The following is a 21,332-nucleotide window of genomic DNA, read 5'->3' as shown; positions in this document are numbered from 1 at the left end:
ATAAATAATCATTAATTAGGTATTATTTGCAAAAAAATAGGCTAAAAGTGAGAAATATTACTACTTTTCTAAATGTTTTAATTGTTGAAGATGATTTAGAGATTCAATCAAATCTGTTTGAAGCTTTAAATCTTATCTTCAACAAGGTTTATATTGCAAATAATGGCTTAAAAGCATTAGAAATACATGACAAAAAAGATATAGATATTATCATAAGTGATTATGTAATGCCTCAAATGGATGCTTATGAGTTTATAAATATTTTAAGACAAAAGCAAGATGATACACCTGTTATTATTTTAAGTAGTTTTATGGATATAGAAAAGCTTCAAAAGTGTATACCTCTTAACTTAATCCACTTTTTAGAAAAGCCTGTTGCTTTTGATAGACTAATAGAGCAAATAGATGTTGCTATTAAGAAGATGAAAACAATCTCTTATAAATTATCAGAGGGCCTTATTTATGATAAAAAAAGTGAAATTCTAATTTGTGATAACAATAAAATTGAATTAACATCTTATGAATCTAGGGTCTTAGAGTTATTAGTGAAAAATAAAAATCATATTCTTTCTTTTGATATTATTATTGATAATATTCAACAAATAACAGATGATAGAGCAGTTGATAAAACAACCATAAAAAATATTGTTTATAGACTTAGAAAAAAGATGTGTAAAGAGTTGATTTTGGTTCATAGAAATTTAGGTTATTCCTTAAATATATGAAAAAAATCATTTTAATTTATTTATTTTTTATTTCTGTACTATTTTCTCATGAGATTGTTTTAAACAATAATTCTAATAAAATATTACATTCAAATGATAGTGATATATATATTACAAATGACTCAACACTTACAGTACAAGAGGTAAGAAATAAAGAGTTTAAAACTATTGAAAAAACAAACTTTCCAAGATCAAGTAATATAATTTGGACGAAATATAAACTTAAAAATAGTTCTAAATTAGATAAAAAACTATTTTTAAGAAATTCAAGAGCAGGGATTGATTTTATAGATGTTTATATTTTCAAAGATAATGTACTTATAAAAACCTTTCTTTTAGGTGATTTGCGTAAGCAAGATGATATGCAATTTATATCAAGAAAAAGTGTATTTAGCTTTAATTTTTTTAAAAATAGTGAATATGAACTTATTTTTAAATATAGAAGTTTAGGAGCACTTTCAAATAAGTGGGAAATTTTTGATGAAAGAGAGTTCTTTATTCAAGAAGGTTATGAAAATGTAATTTGGGGCTTGGTAAGTGGCTTAGTCTTATCTATAATTGTTTATAATCTAATGTTCTTTATAAATACCAAAAATTATGCTTTTTTATTTTATATTTTTGCTTCTTTTTCTTCATTGGGCTATATTTTATCTTCAAATGGTATTTTTTATCAGTTAAACTTAGGAATAAACCTTTATTTAATTACTATTTCAACATGGCTTTTTGCGTATTGTTTTTTAATATTTACTTTTTTATTCATAATAAACTTTTTTAATGAACGAAAAGATTCAATTACTTATAAAATCATTTTAGCGGTACTTGCTGTACAAGTTATCATCATTATTTTACTTTCTATTGGTTTTTATGACAATACATATCATTATACTTTTGCAAAATTAGACTATATTGCTTTATTATCAACTTTTCTGATTTTAGTATTCGCTTTGATTGAATATATTAGAAAAAAAGTCTCTGCAATCTATTTTTTAGTAGGTCAAGCTATATATATTACTTGTTTTACTTATTTTACTTTAGAGTTAATAGGACTAATCGCACCATTTAATTATTCTTGGGTAATACTTCCAATTGGAATCTCTTTTGAAATTTTATTTATTTCTATTGCTTTAAACAGTAAGTTAAAAATTGTAGAAAAAGAAAAAGAGAAAATGAAAGAGCATTATTTAGAGCAATCTAGATTTATAAATGCAGGAAAAACTGTATCATATATCGTTCATCAATTAAAACACCCTATAGCTCAACTAGGAAGCCAGATAAATCTTATTGAAGCGGTATACTTACTTGATAGAAAGAATTTAGTTGAAACTATAGAGAAGAAAATGCCATCATTAAAGGCTAGTTTAGATTATATAAATGATGTAAGTCATAGTGTATCAACACTTTTTATCAATCCTAATGGAAAAGAGAGTTTTAGTTTAAAAAAGCAGATTGATACACTTTTGCTTTTACAAAAAGATAAAATACAAAACTATAAAATAGATATTCACGAAGAGTATAAGCTTGAGGATATATATACATTTAGAGGTACTTTTTCAAATGTATTTATGGTTATCTTAGAAAATGCAATTTATGAGCTGAAAACTAAAGATTATGAGAAGTTTATTAGAATTAATAGTTACAAACTTGCAGATTTTGTTTATATTACTATAGCTGATAATGCTGGAGGTATTCCTAATCTTAAAAAAGTTTTTGATGATGACTATTCAAAAAAAGACTCCGATGGAAGTGGAATTGGTTTATCTTTAGCAAAAGTATTAACTCAAAAAAAACTAGAAGGTGATTTAAGTGTTATAAATACTAAGTTTGGAGCAAAGTTTACTATTAGAATACCTATAAAAACTTTTTCTTAAGAATAAAGTACATAATTATACTAAGTCCTGTTCCTGATAATATCATTGACATTATCATAATTTGATATCTAACAGCAATTAATGGGTCAACTCCTGATAGGATTTGACCTGTCATCATTCCAGGTAATGATACTAATCCTACTGCTAATAGTGAGTTGATTTGGGGTATCATTGAAGCTTTAAAAGCATCTTTTCTTGAACTTACAAAATCTTTTGTTCTTTTAAAATCACTTTCAAATCTCTCAATAGCCAAAGATAGGCCATTCATGTTGTTTGCAAAGACCATTCCTGCTAATGGTATTACATACTGTGGTTCGTATATATTTTCTAACTGTAGTACAAAATATAGTATTAAAATAAGATGTATTAAACTTGAAATTGTAGATGAAATAAATACATTGATATATTCATTTCTTGTCTTATTTTTTATATTTCTGATACATATCCAAGTTGAAATTATTAGCATAAAAGAAATAACTATTATCCCCATATAGATATGTTTATTTTCAAAAAGTACTAAAAGTAAATACCCAATTGCTAATAGTTGTATAACCATTCTAATAGTTGCATATAGAATCTCAGTTTGATTGCCAACCCAAGATTTATAAAAATACCAAACTACAACAAGAGGTAAAAGTAAATACAATAAGTTTATTAAAGGAATTGTTTGCATAAACTTATTGTAGAAGAACTTTACTTTTTATCTTCTTTTGTAACTAAAAGAAGATTTGATAATGAGAGTTTATTTAGTAAGTCAAGTAGTTTTACAACTCTTTCATATTTTACTTCTTTATCAATTCTAACTATTAAAGCTCTTTTTTTATCTATGACTTTTAAAGACTTTTCTAGTTGTAAAAAATCAGTTTCTTTACTATTGTAAGCTAATTTATCTTTTGTAATCTCTATTACAACTTCTTCTTTTTTTACAATTTGTGAACTACTTTGTGAAGCAGGAAGGCTAAGGTTCAAAATAGTTTCATTTTTTTTGAATTCACTTGCTACAATAAAAAAGATTAGAAGTAAAAACACCACATCAATTAGTGGTGTTAAATCCATCGAGATTAATTCTCTTTTTTTAACTAATCTTCTCACGAGTTATCCTATGTACGATTAAAGACTCATATTTAGCTTCTAGCTTAGTAAAAGCACCTTGAAGGTAGTTGTATCCTATGTAGTGTGGAAGTGCAACAATAAGCCCTCCTACAGTTGTAATAAGTGCTAAGGAAATACCTGAAGCAAAAGAGTTAGCTCCACTTGAAAAACCAGTTGCTGCTATAGTTTCAAAAGATGAAAGTACACCTATTACAGTTCCTAAAAGCCCTAAAATAGGAGCAATAGTAGCTATAATTTTGATTGTATTCATACCACTTTCACAAGAAAGTAAATATTTAGAGGCTTTGTTGTATATCTCATCTTCTAAGTGAATAAAGGCTATTGAGTGTTCTTTTTGAACTTCATTGAAGATATTTGTTACTATTTTTTGTGCTCTTCTTTTTTCAACTTGAAGCTGAATAAACTTCCAAAGTAAAATAGTAAGACCTACTATATTTAAAAATACTAAAATATACATAACATAGCCACCTAGATGGATATATTCAATTAGTGAGTGTTGCATGGGCTTTCCTTATTGTATTTTAAACTCTATTGGTATTGTAATATCCATATAAGCTACATTTATTTTTTTATAAAAAGGAATAAATGAGCTGGTAGATATTATGGCATCTAAAGCAGCTTTATCTAGTCTTTTTTTCTTACTTGATTTAGATATTTTTATATTGATAAAGTTTCCATTTTTTAAAACTCTAAAAGATATAGTTGATATCCCTTGTTCCTTTAATCTTTTTGATATTCTTGGATAATGCTTATTTTCATTTATTTTAGCTCTTAAGGCATATAAATATTGTGTTTTTAGTTTATTTTGTTCTTCTTTTATTTTTTGTTTATTTACTTGCTTTTGAGGATTTACTATTTTTTTTGTTTGTTTAATAGGTTCTTTTTTTACTATTTTCTCTATAGGTTTTTTAAGTGTTTTTTTAGGTTTTTGAATTTTTTTCTTAACTTTCTTTATTTTTGATTTTTTCTTTATAGTTTTCTTTTTAAGGGGAATTTTTTTAATAGCTTCTTTTTTAATTATTTGTTTTTGTATAGTTTTTTCAATAATTGTTTCAGGTTTTGGCATAACTTTCTGTATTTGAGCCATTTGGAGTTTTACTTTATGCTCTTTTATAATTTTTTGTTTGATGGGTATTGTTTTATTTTGTGGTATTTCCATACTAAATAAATAGTAATGAATCGCACTTATTGATAAAAAAGATATTATAAGTAGTTGTAAGTTCATGATTGCCGTTTTTCTTTTTTGATTAGGCATATTTTAGTAAAGAAGTGTTAAAAAACTATTAATTACTTAATAAGTCTTTTAAACTATCTAAGGGATTTTTCCCATCAAGTACTAGTTTCACTTCCTTTGCTATTGGTGTATAGATTTCATGTTTTTCTGATAGGTTATAAATAGCTTCACTTGTTTTAACACCCTCAGCTACTTCCCCAAGCTCTTCTAAAATAGTCTCTAAACTTTTATTTTCAGCAAGACCAAGTCCTACTCTAAAGTTTCTACTCATAGTAGAACTAGCAGTTAAAAACAAATCCCCTGCTCCACTTAGACCCACAAAAGAAGATTTTTTAGCTCCAAAGTGTTTACCAAATCTTTGCATTTCTACTAAACCTCTTGAGATTAGTGAGGCTTGTGCATTTTTTCCAAGATTTAAACCTTCACAAATACCACTAGCAATAGCAAGTACATTTTTATAAGCTCCTGCAACTTCAGCACCTATTACATCATTACTGTAGTATGTTTTTATAAAGTTAGGAAAAAATGGCTCAAACTCATCATAAAGCTCTTTTGAAGATGAGTTTAAAACTAAAGCACAAGGAAGACCTTTTATAACTTCAGCTGCAAAAGATGGCCCTGAGATAAATCCTATGTTTTGTTCTGGTACAAAATCTGCATAAATCTCATTTAGAAACTCTCCTGAGCTTGCTTCTATACCTTTTGATGCCACTAAAATTTTGTGCTTATTGAATTTGAAATTATCTTTTAACCAAGCTCTAATTTCTTGAGCTGGTATTGCAATTACAAGATAGTCACACTTCAAAGCAGTATCTAAATCAACAAAGTTTTTTATATCTCTTTTTGTTCTTGATGTGATTAAACACTGTTGTTTTTGAGATAGTGCAAAGTGTAAGGCTTGACCCCATTTACCTGCACCAATTACTGCTATTGAACCTTTCATCTCTACCTTTCTTACGATAATCTTTGCTTTAATAGCTCATTTACTTTTTGTGGGTTTGCACTACCTTTTGAAGCTTTCATAGTTTGTCCTACAAAGAATCCAAATAGTTTATCTTTTCCACTTTTGTATTGTTCTACTTTATCTTGATTAGCTGCTAGAATTCCATCAATGATTTCTAAAATAGCTCCATCATCAGATACTTGTTTTAATCCAAGTTCATCAATTACTGCATCTATTTCACTTTCAGGTTTTTCCATTAGGAAATCAAGAACTTCTTTTGCAGCTTTTCCTGAGATTGTTCCATCTTCAATTGCTTTTACAATTTGAGCTAATTTTTTAGCTTGTACAGGAGAAGTTTCTAGTGTCATTCCTTCACTAAATCTTGCAGGTAATTCAACTGTTAGCCATGTAGCTGCTGTTTTACCTGTAATTCCTTCTTTCATCATTTCATCAAAGAAGTTTGCAGTCTCTAAGTTTGCAGTAATAACTGATGCATCATACTCTTTGATACCAAAGTCATTTACAAATCTAGCTTTTTTCTCATCTGGAAGTTCTGGAATTTGTGTATATTTTTCCATGATTTCATCTGTAATAATTACAGGTAAAAGGTCTGGGTCTGGGAAATATCTATAATCAGCTGCGTCTTCTTTCCCTCTCATAGATCTAGTTTCACCTTTTTCAGGGTCAAATAGTCTTGTTTCTTGTACTATTTCAGTGTCATGTATTCCATCTTCCCACGCTTCAATATGTCTATTTACTTCATATCTGATCGCTTTTTCGATGAATTTAAATGAGTTCATGTTTTTGATTTCACATCTTGTATATAACTTATCATCACCTTTTGGTCTAATAGATACATTTACATCTGCTCTAAATGAACCTTCTTGCATATTTGCATCACTTATACCTAAATATCTTACAATTGAGTGAAGTTTTTTAAGGTATAAAATAGCTTCTTCTGCACTTCTCATATCTGGTTCAGATACGATTTCAAGAAGTGGAGTTCCAGCTCTATTTAAATCAACATGAGATTCATTTCCTTCATGAATACTTTTACCTGCATCATTTTCTAAGTGAGCTCTTGTAACACCAATAGTTTTAGAAGTTCCATCCTCAAAATCAATAACTAACTCACCAAGTCCTACAACGGGTACTTCAAATTGAGAGATTTGGTATCCATTTGGTAAATCTGGATAGAAGTAATTTTTTCTATTGAAAATTGATTTTTGATTAATCTGTGATTTTAAAGCAGTTCCTAGCATAATTGCTTTATGTACAGCTTCTTTATTTAATACAGGAAGTGCTCCTGGAAGTCCTAAACAAGTTGGACATACATTAGTATTTGGTTCTTCTCCAAAACTTGTTGCACAAGAACAAAATAGTTTACTTTTTGTATTTAACTGAGCGTGTACTTCTAAACCAATAATTACTTCAAACATATCTGACATAAGTTTTTATCCTTTTAATTTTTTCCTATTTTATTTGCTATTTATCTAACTATTTTTATATTTGCAGTTAGTCTTTCTTTTTCAAAATAGTCTTTTAAGTATTTTTTTTCTCTAACTTTCATAACATCATTAAAGATTTTTCCTTTTACAATCTCAAAATCTAAAATAGCAGTACCTTTTTTATCTGACACATAAAGAGTGTTGTAAGCTCTATTTGCCGTAAAAATAGGTGTAAAGCTTTTTTCTTTAGTTTTATTTAAAAGAAATTGCATTTGTGGATTAAGTTTTGTACTTTCTAAACTTAAAGTTCTTCTTGATACTTCATTTGATACTAATAAAGGGTTTTTAATAGTATTTAATAAAGCATTTTTACTTTTTGATGAGTATTGTGTTACTTCTATTGTTTTTGCTGTTGTAAACTGCTTTTTATTGTTTTCATAGTAGATTTTTAAATCTTCTTCTGTAGCAATTTTTAATTGACCTCTTACTAGTTTATCAATTAATTTTTGTCTAATTACTGCTTTTTTAGCTTCATTTTCAAAAACATCATAATCTCTATATTGTTGTCTAATAATAGATTTAAATGAGTAGACATCCATACCATTTGTAGATGCTAATTTTTCTATATAATTATTTACATCAAATACATCTGCTGTGATATTGTGTTTTTTTACTAATTGTTCAAATAGTATTTCATCAATAAGGTCATTTACAGCTTTATTTTTCGATACATTTTTTTGAACCATTGTTTTATCTATATCATAAAGAGTTATAGGCTCACCATTTACTGTAATTGCGACAGCATTAATAACTCCAGCAAAACTTAGTGTTGAACCCAATAATAGGGATAATAAAAGTTTATACATTAAAAATCCTTTTTAATAAAACAGACATTTTACCAAAAAAATGGTAAATATCTGTTTTGACTAAAAAAAGATTATGAATTTTTAGCAGTTGTTACTTTATTTATAAGATAGAAAATTGAATTATAATCAAGCCCTGATTCATCACTTAATCCAATTTCACAAGTTTTAGAAGTTGAAAATGCCATTTTAGCACCAGCTGTTTGGACTTTTAAGTTTCTTAGAGCAGATTTATTTAATTCAGGGAAGTTAAATCCTCTATCTCCTGCGAATCCACAACATTGTACATCAGCTGGAATTATTACATTTGTAGAACATAAATTTGCTAACTCTTTAAACTTACCTTCTAATCCCATTTTTCTTGAACTACAAGTTGTATGGATAGTAATTGGTTCATCAATTGGCGTAAATTCTAGGTCTTTTGCTAAGAATTCTAGTGCAAACTCAATTGGTTCATAAATATCAATTTTATTTTCAAAGCTTTCCATCATTTTTTTAGTACATGGACTTGTATCACAAAGTACTGGATAAGTTCCATTTTTACTTGCTTTATTTAAAGCTTTTTCTAGTTCTTGAGATTTTTGTTTTGAAGCATCATTGAAACCTTTTGAACTAAATGGCATACCACAACATAAGTTTCCTAAGTTTTCTGGGAAGATTATTTCGTAGTCTGCTTTTTGAAGTAATTCAACAGTTGTATCAAATAACTCTTTTTCTTCTTTTGATACAGAGCTTCTTCCCATAGTTCTATTTATACATGAAGGGAAATATACTACTTTTTTATCTCTTGCTTTTTGCTCAAATTTAGTATCTATCGTAATTGCTTTTGGCATAGATGTTGTCCATTTAGCACTTTTACCTTTAGTCCAATCTCTAATTGTATTGGTAATACTTTCCATGCTAGAAGTACCAACTAATTTGTGCATTAAATTTGCCCCATGAAGTCCTACTTTCATCCCTGTAAGAGTTGTTGAAAAATTATTTGCTACAAAATTAGCAACACCATTTGCTCTTGGGCTGTTTTGTTCTGCTCTTAGATATTTTGTTAGACTTCCTGTATCAATTTTTACAGGACAGGCACTAGAACATAAAGAACAAGTTGCACAAGTCTCAATACCATCATATTGATAAAGATCTAAATACTCTTGAGCTTCTTCATCTTCACCAGCTCTTTTTAATTGAGATATTTCTCTATTTATTACAATTCTTTGTCTTGGAGTTAATGTTAAATCATTTGAAGGACAAGTAGGTTCACAGAATCCACACTCGATACATTTATCAACAAGATCGTTTGTTGCAGGCATTGCTTTTAGATTTTTTAAGTGGGCTTGGGCATCATCATTGATGATTACACCTGGGTTTAATAGACCTTTTGGATCAAATAAGTCTTTGATTCTTTTCATCATTGAATAAGCAGTTCTTCCCCACTCTACTTCAATAAATGCAGCCATATTTCTACCTGTTCCGTGTTCAGCTTTTAAGCTTCCTTGGTATTTTACAGCAACTGAATCAACTACATCATTCATAAATTCATCATATCTTTTTACTTCTCTTTCATCGCTGAAATCTTGTGTAAATACGAAGTGGAAGTTCCCTTCAAGTGCATGTCCAAAGATTAAAGCCTCTTTGTATCCATGTTTTTTAAATAAAGCTTGAAGTTCTAATGTAGCCTCAGCAAGGCTTTCAATAGGATATGCAACATCTTCAATAATAACAGTTGTTCCCACTTTTCTTACAGCACCAACAGCAGGGAATAAACCTTTTCTAATTTTCCAATATAGTGTATATTCAGCTACATCTTTTGTAAAGTAAATATCTCTTACAACATCAAACTCTTCTAAAAGCTCTTCTAATTGTGAGATCTGAACATCAAGTTCTTTGTCATTTATAGCTCTTGTTTCAACTAATAATGCTGTTACGTTCTCATCAAAATCTTTAATAAAATCAGGCATTGCAGGATCATTTTCAATAGAGGCAAGACCTGCTCTATCCATAAGTTCAACTGCATCTACAACTATAGTTTTTGCATCTCTTGCTAATTTTAGTTTTGTAACTGCATTACAGGCTTCTTTTACATCTTTGAAGTAAATTAAAGCACTAGCTTTATCTTTTAAATCTTCAACTGTATAGTAAGTTATTTCTTCAATAAAGGCTAGTGTACCTTCACTACCAATAATTAAGTGTTGTAAAATTTCAAATTCATCATCAAAGTCAACAAGTGAATTGATTGAGTAACCACATGTATTTTTGATTTTAAACTTTTTCTTGATTAAAGTAGTTAATTCTTTATCATCTTTTGTTTCTTGAGCGATATTTTTTAAACCTGCTAAAAATTCTGCATGGGATTTTCTAAAGGCTTCTTTACTCTCTTCACAAGCTGTATCAAGTCTTGCACCATCTACAAAAATAAGCTTCATTGATTTTAATGTTTTGTATGAGTTTTGAGAAATACCACAACACATACCAGAAGCATTATTAGCCGCAATACCACCAATCATAGCTGCATTAATAGAAGCTGGATCTGGACCAATCTTTTTACCAAATGGTGCAAGTAAATTGTTAGTTTGAGCTCCTGTAAGTGCTGGTTGTAATGAAATTTCAGTTTTATCATCTGAAATTCTAAAATCAGAGAATTTTCTTGATGTAATGATTAAGATTGAATCAGAAATTGCTTGTCCAGAAAGAGAAGTTCCTGCTGCTCTAAAAGTTACACTTAAATTCATTTGATTTGCTAAAGTTACTATACTATGAACTTCGTCTGCATTATCTGTTTTAATAACAATTTTAGGAATTAACCTATAAAAAGAGGCATCTGTTCCATACGCTAAAGTATGTAGTTTATCTGTAAAGATGTTTTCTTTTTTAATTTGAGTACTAATTTGATTATAAAAATCTTGATATTTACCTTCTAACATTTTATATCCTTTTATATTTAATATTATAATTTTTTTTGAAAAGGATGTCTACTATTCTAGTCTAGGTACTGTATATATTCTTTGTTGTGGATCATAAATAAAGCTAAACATTTTATCTCTTGCTTTATATATAATATTTGAAATTAGTTTTTTTAAATCTTTTCTCATAGGTTAACTCCTACATTAAAAAGTAAAAGCCAAGGCTTTTACTCTTAATAATCCTTAACTATTTGGATTAATACCAAATACTTCTGGGTAGAATGCAACTAATAATAGTACAATTATTTGAATTGCAATAAACGGTATAACACCTTTATAAATCTGAATTGTTCTAACTGTTGCAGGAGCAACTCCTTTTAAGTAGAACAATGAGAAACCAAATGGCGGTGTTAAGAATGACGTTTGTAAGTTCATAGCAATTAAAATTGCGAACCATACAGGGTTGATATCTAAATTCATAGCAATTGGAACTAGAATAGGAACAATAATGTATGAAATCTCAACAAAATCAATAAAGAATCCTAAAATTAAAATTGCAATCATAGTAAAGATAATGAATCCCCACTTTTCATCTCCTGGTAAGCTTAACATAAAGTGTTCAACTAATTCTTCTCCACCTGTGTATGAGAATACCATTGAGAATGCTGTAGCACCAATTAAGATACCAAATACCATAGATGTAATTTTTACAGACTCTAATGAAGCCTCTTTTACCATGCCAACAGAGAATGTTTTATAAAGTAAAGATAAACCAACTGCACCTAAACAACCAACTGCTGCTGATTCAGTAGGTGTTGCTACACCTGCAAAAATTGAACCAAGTACTAATAAAATTAGAGTTAATGATGGAATGATATCAATTAAAGCTCTAACAACTTGTTTACCTTTTGAACCTCTTGATGGATCAGGTGGAATAGCAGGTGCTGTTTCTTTGTTGATAAATGCTAAGATAACAATATATAAAATATATGCTCCAACAAGTGCAAGACCTGGCCATACAGCTGCTTTAAATAAATCTCCTACTGGAACTTGGAATACATCACCTAAAATAATTAATACAATTGAAGGAGGAATAATCTGTCCTAAAGTTCCTGATGCACAAATAGTACCACAGGCAAGTGGAACATTATATTTATATTTCATCATTACAGGAAGTGAAATAACACCCATAGCAACAACAGAAGCTCCAACAACACCAGTAGAAGCTGCAAGTAATGCACCAACTAATACAGTAGAAATAGCAACTCCACCTCTAATTTCACCAAATAAGAATCCCATAGATTCTAATAATCTTTCAGCAAGTCCTGTTTTTTGTAAAACAATACCCATGAAAATAAACATTGGAACAGCCATAAGAATTGTATTTTGCATAATTGACATAATTCTAAATGGCATAAAATCAAACATTGCTATACCTTCATCAATCCCTTCTGCAAGTAAAGGCATAAGCTCTGCACCCTCATCTGCATAAGACATTATCTCATAAACACCTGCAATAAGTCCAAATACTACAGATACAGCTGCGAAAGTAAATGCTACTGGAAATCCAAGAAGAAGCATAAACAATGCAGTAAAGAACATTATAATACCAATCATTTTTTATCTCCTTCTTCGATATTGTGTTTGTGGTCTTGAATATCTTGTCTTAAGTGATCAATTTCACTTTTTAAACCACTTTCGTTATATTGGTGTAAACCTTTGTAAATATTTAGATTCTTAAAAAAGAAACCAATAGATGTAATAATTAGTAAGAAAAATGATAATGGAATCAATGATTTTACTATCCATCTATTTGTTAATCCACCTGGATCACCACTTTGCTCATTTGATGTATAAGCTTCAATTACATAATCAATTGAGCCAATACCAATTAGTAAAGCAATTGGTAAAATAAAAGTAAACACCCCAACCATATTAATAATGGCTTTTTTCTTATCAGTTAATCTATCATAAATTAAGTCAACTCTAACGTGACCATCTTCTTTTAAAGTATATGAAATACCTAAAAGAATAATTACCGAGAATAGATGCCATTCCATCTCTTGCATTGCGATACTTCCAGTATTAAAGAAATATCTCATAATTACATCATAGAATACATTTAATATCATAAGCACCATAGTAAATGCAGTAATATATCCTATAATATCGGCAAATTTATCAAATGCCTTTTCTATTTTTAACAGCATAAAAATCCTTTTGAAATTACAAATAAGTCAAATAAACATAAACTTATGAATATATTTACAAGACCTATTAAACTTGTGAATCTTGAAGATTATAACTCCCAAGAAAGGGAGTTATAACATATATCTTATAAGTTGTCTTTTAAGTATAAGTAATCTGACATTTTAGTCCATTCTCTAGCTTTCTTTTGGTAAGCTGCTTGAGAATCTAAAATCTCTTTTAATAATGGATTATTTTTTGTTTTCTCAGCTATTAATTCTTTGTTTGTTTTTTTCATAGCGTCCATTACTGGTTTTGGGAAAGTTTTGATTTTGATGTTTGGGAAATCTTTTTCAATTTTTGCCCATGCTTCAGCACTCATGTGATAGTTTTGAATATACATATCATAAGCACTTACTCTCATTGCTGTAACTAAGATTTGTTGTAAATCTTTTGGTAACTTTTTGAACTTTCTTTCATTTACAAGATATTGTAAATCTAAACCTGGTTCATGCCATCCTGTGTAGTAGTATGGTGCAATTTTGTTGAATCCCATTTTGATGTCCATTCCAGGTCCAACCCATTCAAGTGCATCAATAGTACCTCTTTCAAGTGAAGTATATAATTCACCTGGAGCAATATTTGTAACAGTTAATCCTAATTTTGCCATAACTTCACCAGCAAACCCAGGAATTCTCATTTTAAGACCTTTTAAGTCATCAACAGTATTAATTTCTTTTCTAAACCATCCACCCATTTGGTTTCCAGTTGATCCACCAGGGAATGATAATACTTTATGTTTTTTATAAACTTTTTTCATAAGTTCCATTCCACCACCGTGGTAGAACCATGCATATTGTTCAGGTGTAGTCATACCAAATGGCATTGTACTAAATGGTAAAGTATTGATATCTTTACCTTTCCAATAATATGAAGCTGAGTGACCCATATCATATTGACCACCTTTAACCATATCTAAAATACCAAGTGCGGCTTTATGTTTATTAGAAGCGTCAACTCTGATTACTAATCTTCCATCTGACATTTCTTTAACCATTTTAGCCATATTTTTTGGTGCATCAATAAATGGTGTAAGTGTTGAACCCCAAGTAGTAGCAAGCTTCCACTTGTACACTTTCTCTTTTGCTACAGCAGCTGTACTTAAACCTGCAACAAGTGCAGAAGTTAAAAGTAATTTTGTTGTGTTTTTTAACATCATCATTCTCTCCTTTGATTTGTTATGTTTAAATTCTAACTTTTAGAAATGATAATGATATGATATTTTTACTGATAAAATGTATTTTTTATGTATGAAATCAGCCTAAAATTTTTAATTTATATAAATATAACGTCTTAAATTATGGTTTAACTCTTATTTGGATAAAGTACGTAAAATTTGATTAAATAGGTAATTAGAATGGATTTAAAAATAATTGATATCAAAGATAAGGATTTATTTACAAAAGCTTGGAGTCTTTATGAAAACTCTTTTCCTAGTATTGAAAAGAGAAGTTTGTTAGAGCAAGAGACTTTAATGAATAATAAAAAATATAAACCTTTAGCTTTTATTGAAGATGATATCATCATAGCTATTTTATTTTATTGGGATTTTAAACCTTATAGTTATATAGAACATTTTGCAGTAAATGATAAATTAAGAGGAATGTCTTATGGTTCAAAAATTTTAGAGATCTTTTTACAAGATAAAAAAGATGTTATTCTTGAGATTGAGTTAATAAGTGATGAAATTAGCCATAAAAGGCTAAAGTTCTATGAAAAATTTGATTTTAAAATAAATGAATTTAAGCACTATCAAGTACCTTTTAGGAAAAATCAAAAGGATTTAGAGTTATTACTTTTATCTTATAAAAGAAAACTTTCTTTTGATGAATATAAAAAATTATATTCGCAAATGAAAGAGTCTCTTTCTTTTTAGTTTGATTCTACTTTGAAGATATATCCTGTGTCAACTACAGTTTGGATATAGTCTTTTTGTAGAATTTTTCTAAGACGTCTTATTAAACTTCTTATTGATTCTAATGAAGCAAAACTTCCTTCCCAAACATAATTTTCAATACTTTCATAAGATAAGACTTGATTTTTTTTAGTTAAGAAAAGATTCATTAAAAGTCGCTCTTTTTTTGTTAACCTATTTTCTTCTCCATCAATTACAACTGTAGAAGATTTATAGTCAAAATAACAGTCTTTATCAAAATGTAAATAATCGTCTTGAATGTTACATAACTTCTCAATTTTTATCTCTAGTTCATCTATAAAAAATGGTTTTTTTAGATAATCATTACAGCCAAAGTCATAAGACTCTTTTATTACATCAAGTTCAACACTTGCTGAAATGATTATTACTGGAATAGTTTCATAAAATTCTCTAATTCTTTTTAGAATCTTTATTCCATCAACATTTGGGACATTTATATCTAAAATAAAACAGCTATAGCCATCAGTTATTTTTTCATAAGCTTCAGCTCCATCAATATAAGCTTCAACTGTATAGCCCTTTAGTTTTAATCTTTTTTTGATTGTTTCATTTAGTTTTTTATTATCTTCTAAAAGTAAAATTCTCATTTTTATACCTTTTTATGTGGAAGTTTTATGGTGAAAACAACGTTACCATGGTCATTTTTTACTGTGATTGAACCTCTCATTTTATCTTCTACTATAACTTTAGCCATATATAGTCCAATGCCAGTTCCATCTTCTTTTGTTGTGAAATATGGTTCGAAAATAGAGTTAATAATCTTATCTTCAATTTCTCCACCATCATCTAGTATCTCTATTATATTATAATTTTTATCTCTTTGAATATTAATTTCAATATTACCTTTTTTATTATGAGAGATATTGTTTTCCATGATTTTATTTTTAGCATTATTTATTAAATTTAATAAAACTTGTTTAAATTCATTTTCATATCCATAAATTAAAAGTTCTTCATTTTTATTTTTATAGTTAAATGTCATATTTATATTTGAGTAAAAAATTTGTTTTCCTATAATTTCATTTATCTCATTTAACGCTTTTGAAATAGAGAAGAGTTTTTTCTTTGTAGAGGGTTTTAAGAAGTTTCTAAAATCATTTAAAGTTCTTGACATATATTTTATTTGAATCATAGAGTCATTTACAAAATCTTTTACATCAACATCTTTAAGTTCATTTAAAAGATATGAAGTTTGAATATCTTGAACTTGAGCTGATAACTCTATTAGAGGTTCATTCCATTGATGGGCAATTGCTGCGACCATATCTCCCATTTCAGCTAATTTACTTTGTTGTATTAAAAACTGTTTTTGTTGTACTCTTTCAGTAATGTCATCCATAATACAAACAATCCCACCAACACTTCCATCAATATTTTTATATACTGCTTTATTTAAAATAATGTGTTTCATATTATTTGATGGTGTATAAAAGGTAAATTCAGAAGTACTTGTACAAAAAGTTTGCATTAACTCTTGGTCTATTTTTGTGTTTTTTAAAGCAATTTCATAAGGGAAAAAATCAAAAGCACTTTTTCCTATAACTTCATTTCTATCTTTACTAACTAAATTAGCAAAAGCTATATTACAACCAAGAAATTTTCCTTCAACATTCTTGTAATATATAGGGTTAGGGATAGTATCAAGAAGAACTTTATCAAATTCAAGTTGATTTGATAAAGCAAGTTCAAGTTTTTTTCTTCTTTTAATATTTGCTCTTAGAATCAGAACAATAATACTTAAAATCATAATTATAATTACAGCAAACACTATAAACTTTATAAATTTTCTATATACTGTATTTGGTTCATTTATGATGATATAATCACTTAAATAGTTGTCTACTTCAATATCAAACTTTTCTAACTCTTTAAAATCAAACATATATCTATTTGGAGACTTATCTATAATAGGAATATCTTGTATTTTTTTTCCATTTAAAACATCAATAGCCATTTTTGAAACGGATTCACCTTGTGCTATAGCAGAGGTTAAAAGTCCACCTACAATTCCATAATTTAAATAGAAATCCCATAGTCCATATATAGGAACTTTACTAGCTTCTTTTATTTGTAAAAAACTTTGTTTATATGTAAAATATTTACCTGTAGTATCTTTGAAGAGAAGTACAAATAAAATAACATCATTTTTACCTAATTTTGAAACTTTATTTTTTAAATTCTCTATTTCCATTTTATCTACGTATTCAATTTTAAAATCTTTTTTATATTTTTTGATAATAGGTCTAAGATCTCTTTTTACAGCTAGACCTGTCTTTGATCTATCATTTATAATAAGAAGTTTGTTTATATTTGGATGTAAATCTTTTATAAGTTCAAAGTTTTTTTCTAAATCTACTTGCTCAACTACTCCTGTCATATATTTTTTCATATTGTTTTCATCAAGTAAGGCTTTATCAAAATTGTTAATACCACAAAAAAGTACAGGTAAATTTTCAAAAAGATAATTATGGTATCTTATAGTAAAATCAAAGGCATTATTATCACTTGCTATGATTAAATCAAAGGTTCTAGTTTTAAATCTTTCCTTATACAAAGCAGCTAATTTATCTAAATAAACAGGATCAGCTATATGTTTTGTGTCCATATAAACAGTTGTAAGTTCTATATTTTTATTTTTTGAAAACTCTTTTTCTATAGTTTTTGAAATATCATCACTCCAAACATACCCCTTATGATATGAATGAAGTAATAAGACTTCTTTTGTATTATTTGCATATAAAAAGTTTATTATTAGTAAGCTAAATAGTATAATTTTTTTCATTTAAATATTCCTCTATTTAGCTATTATATCAAGATTTAGTAAAAATTACATATCCAGATTTTGGACCATGTGCACCAATTACAAGTGATTGTTCAATATCAGCTGTTTTAGAAGGCCCTGAAATAAACACCCCATAACCACTATCTTCAAAATTGATTTTAGTGTATGCTTCATGCATATTATTTAAAATATCTTTTTCATCTAAGACAGTTACAATATTTTGAGCTATAAAGTATAAGGCTCTATGTCTATTTTCTTCATTTTTCATCCAAACTGCTCCATTTTCGGCAATTGCGAAGTTGCCTTTTACTACAGCTAAATCAATATCTTTTAATTTGTGTGGATCATCTTGTTCATTTGAATCAAAATTTTTAAGTGAGAAGTTTTCAATATTTGAAGCTATGATTTTTTCATTGGGATAAAGTTCATTTATTGTTTTTTCTAAATCTTTTTTATTAATTAACAAAGCTTTCCCACCCACTGATTCAATCATAGTAGAAAATTTTTCAAACTTATCTTCAAAAGTAATACCAAAGTTTTCATAAGAGTTTGGAAGTTCAACATTTTCAACTACATTATTTTTTCTAATACTATTTAGAATTTTTTCTTTACTAGTCATCTAATTCTCCTTGTTCAAACATTTCTTTAAAACTTTTTTCTGGCATTTTTGGTAAATCTCTTTGTCTTCCCCATACATTTGCTTTATTATAAATAAGTGAATTTGGAAGTTTTGGAACAATTTTTCTAGCCATTTTCCCTGCAAAATCAAATAGTTTTGGTTTACTCATAAGCCATGCAGTAACTTTCATAGCCATTTTTTTCTTTGGGTCAATAAGTTTCATTTCACTTAAATCTTGTCTTCTTGCATAAAGTTGTGAATCTAAGTCGATTTTAGCAGGACAAACATGAGAACATGACCCACATAATGTACAAGCAAAAGGTAAACTATTGTGTTTTTCTGGCTCTTTTACAGAACCTAAAATTGATCCAATTGGTCCAGGAATAGTATATTCATAAGAGTGCCCTCCACTTCTTCTATAAACAGGACAAGTATTCATACAAGCCCCACATCTAATACAGTTTAGAGCTTTTTTATATTTTGTAGAACTTAAAAACTCACTTCTTTTATTATCTACAATAATTATGTGCATTTCTCCACCTTCAACAGGACCATGGAAGTGTGAAGTATAAGAAGTAATAGGTTGCCCTGTAGCACTTCTTGCAAGTAATCTTGTAAATACTGATAAATCCTCTAATCTTGGAATAATTTTTTCCATTCCCATAGAAGCAATATGAAATTTAGGAACAGAAGCACCCATATCAGCATTTCCTTCATTTGTACAAACAACAACCCCACCTGTATTAGCAATAGCAAAGTTTACACCTGTCATACCAGCATCAGCTGTTAGGAAATCTTCTCTTAAACTTGCTCTTGCTGCTCTTGTTAGATAAGTTGGGTCATCATTTCCTTTTTCAGTACCTAATTTTTCATGGAAAGTATCAGAAACATCCATTTTCTTTAGGTGAATTGCGGGTAATACGATGTGTGAAGGAGGTTCATTTCTTAACTGAACAATTCTCTCACCTAAGTCTGTATCAATTACTTCAATTCCCTTTGCTTCTAAAAAAGGGTTTAAGTGACACTCTTCTGTTAGCATTGATTTAGATTTTACTAACTTTTTTACACCTTTTTCTTTTAGAAGTTTGTATGCAATTTCATTGTGCTCTTGCGCATCAGATGCCCAGTGAACAGTAATACCTTTGGCATTTGCATTTTTTTCAAATTCTAAAAGGTATTTATCAAGATTTGCCATTGTATGAGTTTTTATTTGATTAGCATATTCTCTTAATTGTTCCCATTCAGGAATAGATTTAGAAGCTAAGTCTCTTTTTGCTCTTACAAACCATAAAGCTTCATCATGCCAGTGCATTCTTTCATCATTAGCCACGAACTCTTTTGCATTTTGTGGATGTGTACTCATAGTTCTTCTCCTGCTAAAATTTGTGTAATATGCATTACTTTAATTGGATAGTTATTTCTATTAATTAGACCATCTATATGCATAAGACATGACATATCAGCACCTGTCATAACTCTAGCGTCTGAATCTAAATGATCTTTAATTCTATCTTTACCCATAGCAACTGATACATCTTCTTCTGCAACACTAAACGTACCACCAAAACCACAGCATTCATCTTTTCTTTTTAATTCTACTAGTTCTATGTCTTTTACTGTGTTTAATATATTTTCAAGTTTTGAATTATAAGGAACATTAAGTTCACTTGCAGTTCCAAGTTTTAAAGCTCTATGTCCATGACATGAGTTATGAAGTCCTACTTTATGTGCAAAAGATACATCAATTTTTAAGTTTTCTATACCTATTACATCATGTAAAAATTCACATACTTCATAAATAGAAGCTTTTACTTTATTATAGTCGGAGTCATTGTTAAAAAATGGTGCATAATGTTCTTTTACCATTGATACACATGAACCACTAGGTGCTACAATATAATCGTAGTTTTTGAAGTTTTTTATAAATTGTTTTGCTAATGTTTCTATATCTTTTGAGCAACCAGAGTTTGCCATAGGCTGTCCACAGCAAGTTTGACTCATTGGGTACTCAATCTCTAAACCTTGTTTTTTTAATATTTTATATGTTGCTTTACAAATGTCTGGATATAACTCATTCATAAAACATGGAATAAATAGACCAACTTTCATACATACTCCTTTGTTGTTATAAGATAATTTTATAGTTTACGTATGAAATATATATGATATTTTGCATTTTACTTAACTAATTAGTCAAGTAATTTTTTTAAGTATACACTTATATCATTATCTAAGTAACCATTTTGTACTTTTATTTCACAAGGTAATGTCTTACAAAATTCGATAACTTCGCTATAATCAACATCATTTAGAGTATCTTTTTTTAAAAAGTTAAAAATAAAACCTTTATTTGAATTGTTAAAACACTTATTAATAAAGATTAAAATCTCTTCTTTTGTTAATATATTTAAAGCTCCACTACAAATATAATAATCTTTTGCTATTAATGTATCTTCTAAGATATTAGTTACTTTTAGTTCAATCTCAGCTAGTCTTTTTTTTGCTAAATGAATCATCTGCTCTTCCATATCTAATCCTATATACTCTTTAGGAATGATATCATTTTTAAAAAGATAAACATATAATTCTGCAAAGCCACATCCTGCATCTACAAGAGTACTTTGTTTAATATCATCAATTATAAAAGATATTAGAATTTC

General features: G+C 28.3%; 20 protein-coding genes. 3 read left to right on the top strand and 17 right to left on the bottom strand.

Annotated elements, in window-relative coordinates; all coding sequences use genetic code 11:
• Nucleotides 1-47 precede the first annotated feature (47 nt).
• Together ACH5BH_RS06955 and ACH5BH_RS06950 are read left to right on the top strand one after the other, a co-directional pair.
• Nucleotides 48-725, top strand: a complete 678-nt coding sequence (locus ACH5BH_RS06955) for a response regulator transcription factor (protein ID WP_423297879.1) — start codon at nucleotides 48-50, stop codon at nucleotides 723-725.
• Complete coding sequence (locus tag ACH5BH_RS06950; protein ID WP_423297878.1) at nucleotides 722-2,593, top strand: 7TM diverse intracellular signaling domain-containing protein; 1,872 nt, start codon at nucleotides 722-724, stop codon at nucleotides 2,591-2,593. Before ACH5BH_RS06955 ends, ACH5BH_RS06950 begins: the two co-directional genes overlap by 4 nt.
• Here the strand turns inward: ACH5BH_RS06950 and ACH5BH_RS06945 are convergent.
• The 11 genes from ACH5BH_RS06945 to ACH5BH_RS06895 all read right to left on the bottom strand — a co-directional run bounded on the left by ACH5BH_RS06945 (nucleotide 2,574) and on the right by ACH5BH_RS06895 (nucleotide 14,497).
• A complete protein-coding gene (locus tag ACH5BH_RS06945) occupies nucleotides 2,574-3,266 on the bottom strand; it encodes an ABC transporter permease (protein WP_423297877.1) in 693 nt (230 codons plus the stop codon). The genes ACH5BH_RS06950 and ACH5BH_RS06945 overlap by 20 nt on opposite strands.
• 20 nt (nucleotides 3,267-3,286) lie before the next feature.
• The gene (locus ACH5BH_RS06940; RefSeq protein ID WP_423297876.1) at nucleotides 3,287-3,685 is read right to left on the bottom strand and encodes an ExbD/TolR family protein; all 399 of its coding nucleotides are present in this window, start codon (nucleotides 3,683-3,685) and stop codon (nucleotides 3,287-3,289) included.
• Complete coding sequence (locus ACH5BH_RS06935) at nucleotides 3,669-4,208, bottom strand: MotA/TolQ/ExbB proton channel family protein (RefSeq protein WP_423297875.1); 540 nt, start codon at nucleotides 4,206-4,208, stop codon at nucleotides 3,669-3,671. The genes ACH5BH_RS06940 and ACH5BH_RS06935 overlap by 17 nt, the downstream gene beginning before the upstream one ends.
• 9 nt (nucleotides 4,209-4,217) lie before the next feature.
• Nucleotides 4,218-4,931, bottom strand: coding sequence for a TonB family protein (locus ACH5BH_RS06930; RefSeq protein ID WP_423297874.1), 714 nt, complete (start codon nucleotides 4,929-4,931; stop codon nucleotides 4,218-4,220).
• A gap of 58 nt (nucleotides 4,932-4,989) precedes the next feature.
• Nucleotides 4,990-5,883, bottom strand: a complete 894-nt coding sequence (locus ACH5BH_RS06925) for an NAD(P)H-dependent glycerol-3-phosphate dehydrogenase (protein WP_423297873.1) — start codon at nucleotides 5,881-5,883, stop codon at nucleotides 4,990-4,992.
• Nucleotides 5,884-5,894: 11 nt separating this feature from the next.
• Entirely contained in the window at nucleotides 5,895-7,322 is a 1,428-nt protein-coding gene (gatB, locus tag ACH5BH_RS06920) for an Asp-tRNA(Asn)/Glu-tRNA(Gln) amidotransferase subunit GatB (RefSeq protein ID WP_423297946.1), read from the bottom strand.
• A 50-nt stretch (nucleotides 7,323-7,372) separates the two neighbouring features.
• The gene (locus ACH5BH_RS06915) at nucleotides 7,373-8,197 is read right to left on the bottom strand and encodes a peptidylprolyl isomerase (RefSeq protein WP_423297872.1); all 825 of its coding nucleotides are present in this window, start codon (nucleotides 8,195-8,197) and stop codon (nucleotides 7,373-7,375) included.
• 71 nt (nucleotides 8,198-8,268) lie between these two features.
• The gene (locus tag ACH5BH_RS06910; RefSeq protein ID WP_423297871.1) at nucleotides 8,269-11,109 is read right to left on the bottom strand and encodes an FAD-binding and (Fe-S)-binding domain-containing protein; all 2,841 of its coding nucleotides are present in this window, start codon (nucleotides 11,107-11,109) and stop codon (nucleotides 8,269-8,271) included.
• 222 nt (nucleotides 11,110-11,331) lie between these two features.
• A complete protein-coding gene (locus ACH5BH_RS06905; RefSeq protein WP_404305045.1) occupies nucleotides 11,332-12,705 on the bottom strand; it encodes a TRAP transporter large permease in 1,374 nt (457 codons plus the stop codon).
• Nucleotides 12,702-13,298, bottom strand: a complete 597-nt coding sequence (locus tag ACH5BH_RS06900) for a TRAP transporter small permease subunit (protein WP_423297870.1) — start codon at nucleotides 13,296-13,298, stop codon at nucleotides 12,702-12,704. Before ACH5BH_RS06900 ends, ACH5BH_RS06905 begins: the two co-directional genes overlap by 4 nt.
• 125 nt (nucleotides 13,299-13,423) lie before the next feature.
• Nucleotides 13,424-14,497 (bottom strand): TRAP transporter substrate-binding protein, encoded by a 1,074-nt coding sequence (locus ACH5BH_RS06895; protein WP_404305041.1) that lies wholly within the window; start codon nucleotides 14,495-14,497, stop codon nucleotides 13,424-13,426.
• 195 nt (nucleotides 14,498-14,692) lie between these two features.
• Here ACH5BH_RS06895 and ACH5BH_RS06890 point away from each other — a divergent pair, with 195 nt between their 5' ends.
• Complete coding sequence (locus tag ACH5BH_RS06890) at nucleotides 14,693-15,211, top strand: GNAT family N-acetyltransferase (RefSeq protein WP_423297869.1); 519 nt, start codon at nucleotides 14,693-14,695, stop codon at nucleotides 15,209-15,211.
• Here ACH5BH_RS06890 and ACH5BH_RS06885 read toward each other — a convergent pair.
• The 6 genes from ACH5BH_RS06885 to ACH5BH_RS06860 form a co-directional block, all read right to left on the bottom strand.
• Complete coding sequence (locus ACH5BH_RS06885) at nucleotides 15,208-15,858, bottom strand: response regulator transcription factor (protein WP_404305038.1); 651 nt, start codon at nucleotides 15,856-15,858, stop codon at nucleotides 15,208-15,210. The two genes, ACH5BH_RS06890 and ACH5BH_RS06885, sit on opposite strands and share 4 nt — an antisense overlap.
• Before the next feature lie 2 nt (nucleotides 15,859-15,860).
• The gene (locus ACH5BH_RS06880) at nucleotides 15,861-18,053 is read right to left on the bottom strand and encodes a sensor histidine kinase (protein WP_404305036.1); all 2,193 of its coding nucleotides are present in this window, start codon (nucleotides 18,051-18,053) and stop codon (nucleotides 15,861-15,863) included.
• Between the two features lie 28 nt (nucleotides 18,054-18,081).
• Nucleotides 18,082-18,672, bottom strand: coding sequence for a LutC/YkgG family protein (locus ACH5BH_RS06875; RefSeq protein ID WP_423297868.1), 591 nt, complete (start codon nucleotides 18,670-18,672; stop codon nucleotides 18,082-18,084).
• Nucleotides 18,665-20,035 (bottom strand): lactate utilization protein B, encoded by a 1,371-nt coding sequence (locus ACH5BH_RS06870; RefSeq protein WP_423297867.1) that lies wholly within the window; start codon nucleotides 20,033-20,035, stop codon nucleotides 18,665-18,667. The genes ACH5BH_RS06875 and ACH5BH_RS06870 overlap by 8 nt, the downstream gene beginning before the upstream one ends.
• Nucleotides 20,032-20,781: a (Fe-S)-binding protein gene (locus ACH5BH_RS06865; protein WP_423297866.1), complete on the bottom strand. Its 750-nt coding sequence runs from the start codon at nucleotides 20,779-20,781 to the stop codon at nucleotides 20,032-20,034. Before ACH5BH_RS06865 ends, ACH5BH_RS06870 begins: the two co-directional genes overlap by 4 nt.
• Before the next feature lie 80 nt (nucleotides 20,782-20,861).
• Complete coding sequence (locus ACH5BH_RS06860; protein ID WP_490372059.1) at nucleotides 20,862-21,200, bottom strand: hypothetical protein; 339 nt, start codon at nucleotides 21,198-21,200, stop codon at nucleotides 20,862-20,864.
• Nucleotides 21,201-21,332: the final 132 nt, after the last annotated feature.

The sequence above is a fragment of the Arcobacter rhizosphaerae genome (assembly GCF_049472155.1).
GTDB lineage: Bacteria > Campylobacterota > Campylobacteria > Campylobacterales > Arcobacteraceae > Arcobacter_B.
Note: the sequence above shows the minus strand (reverse complement) of the source record. Positions and strands in the feature narration are given on the sequence as shown.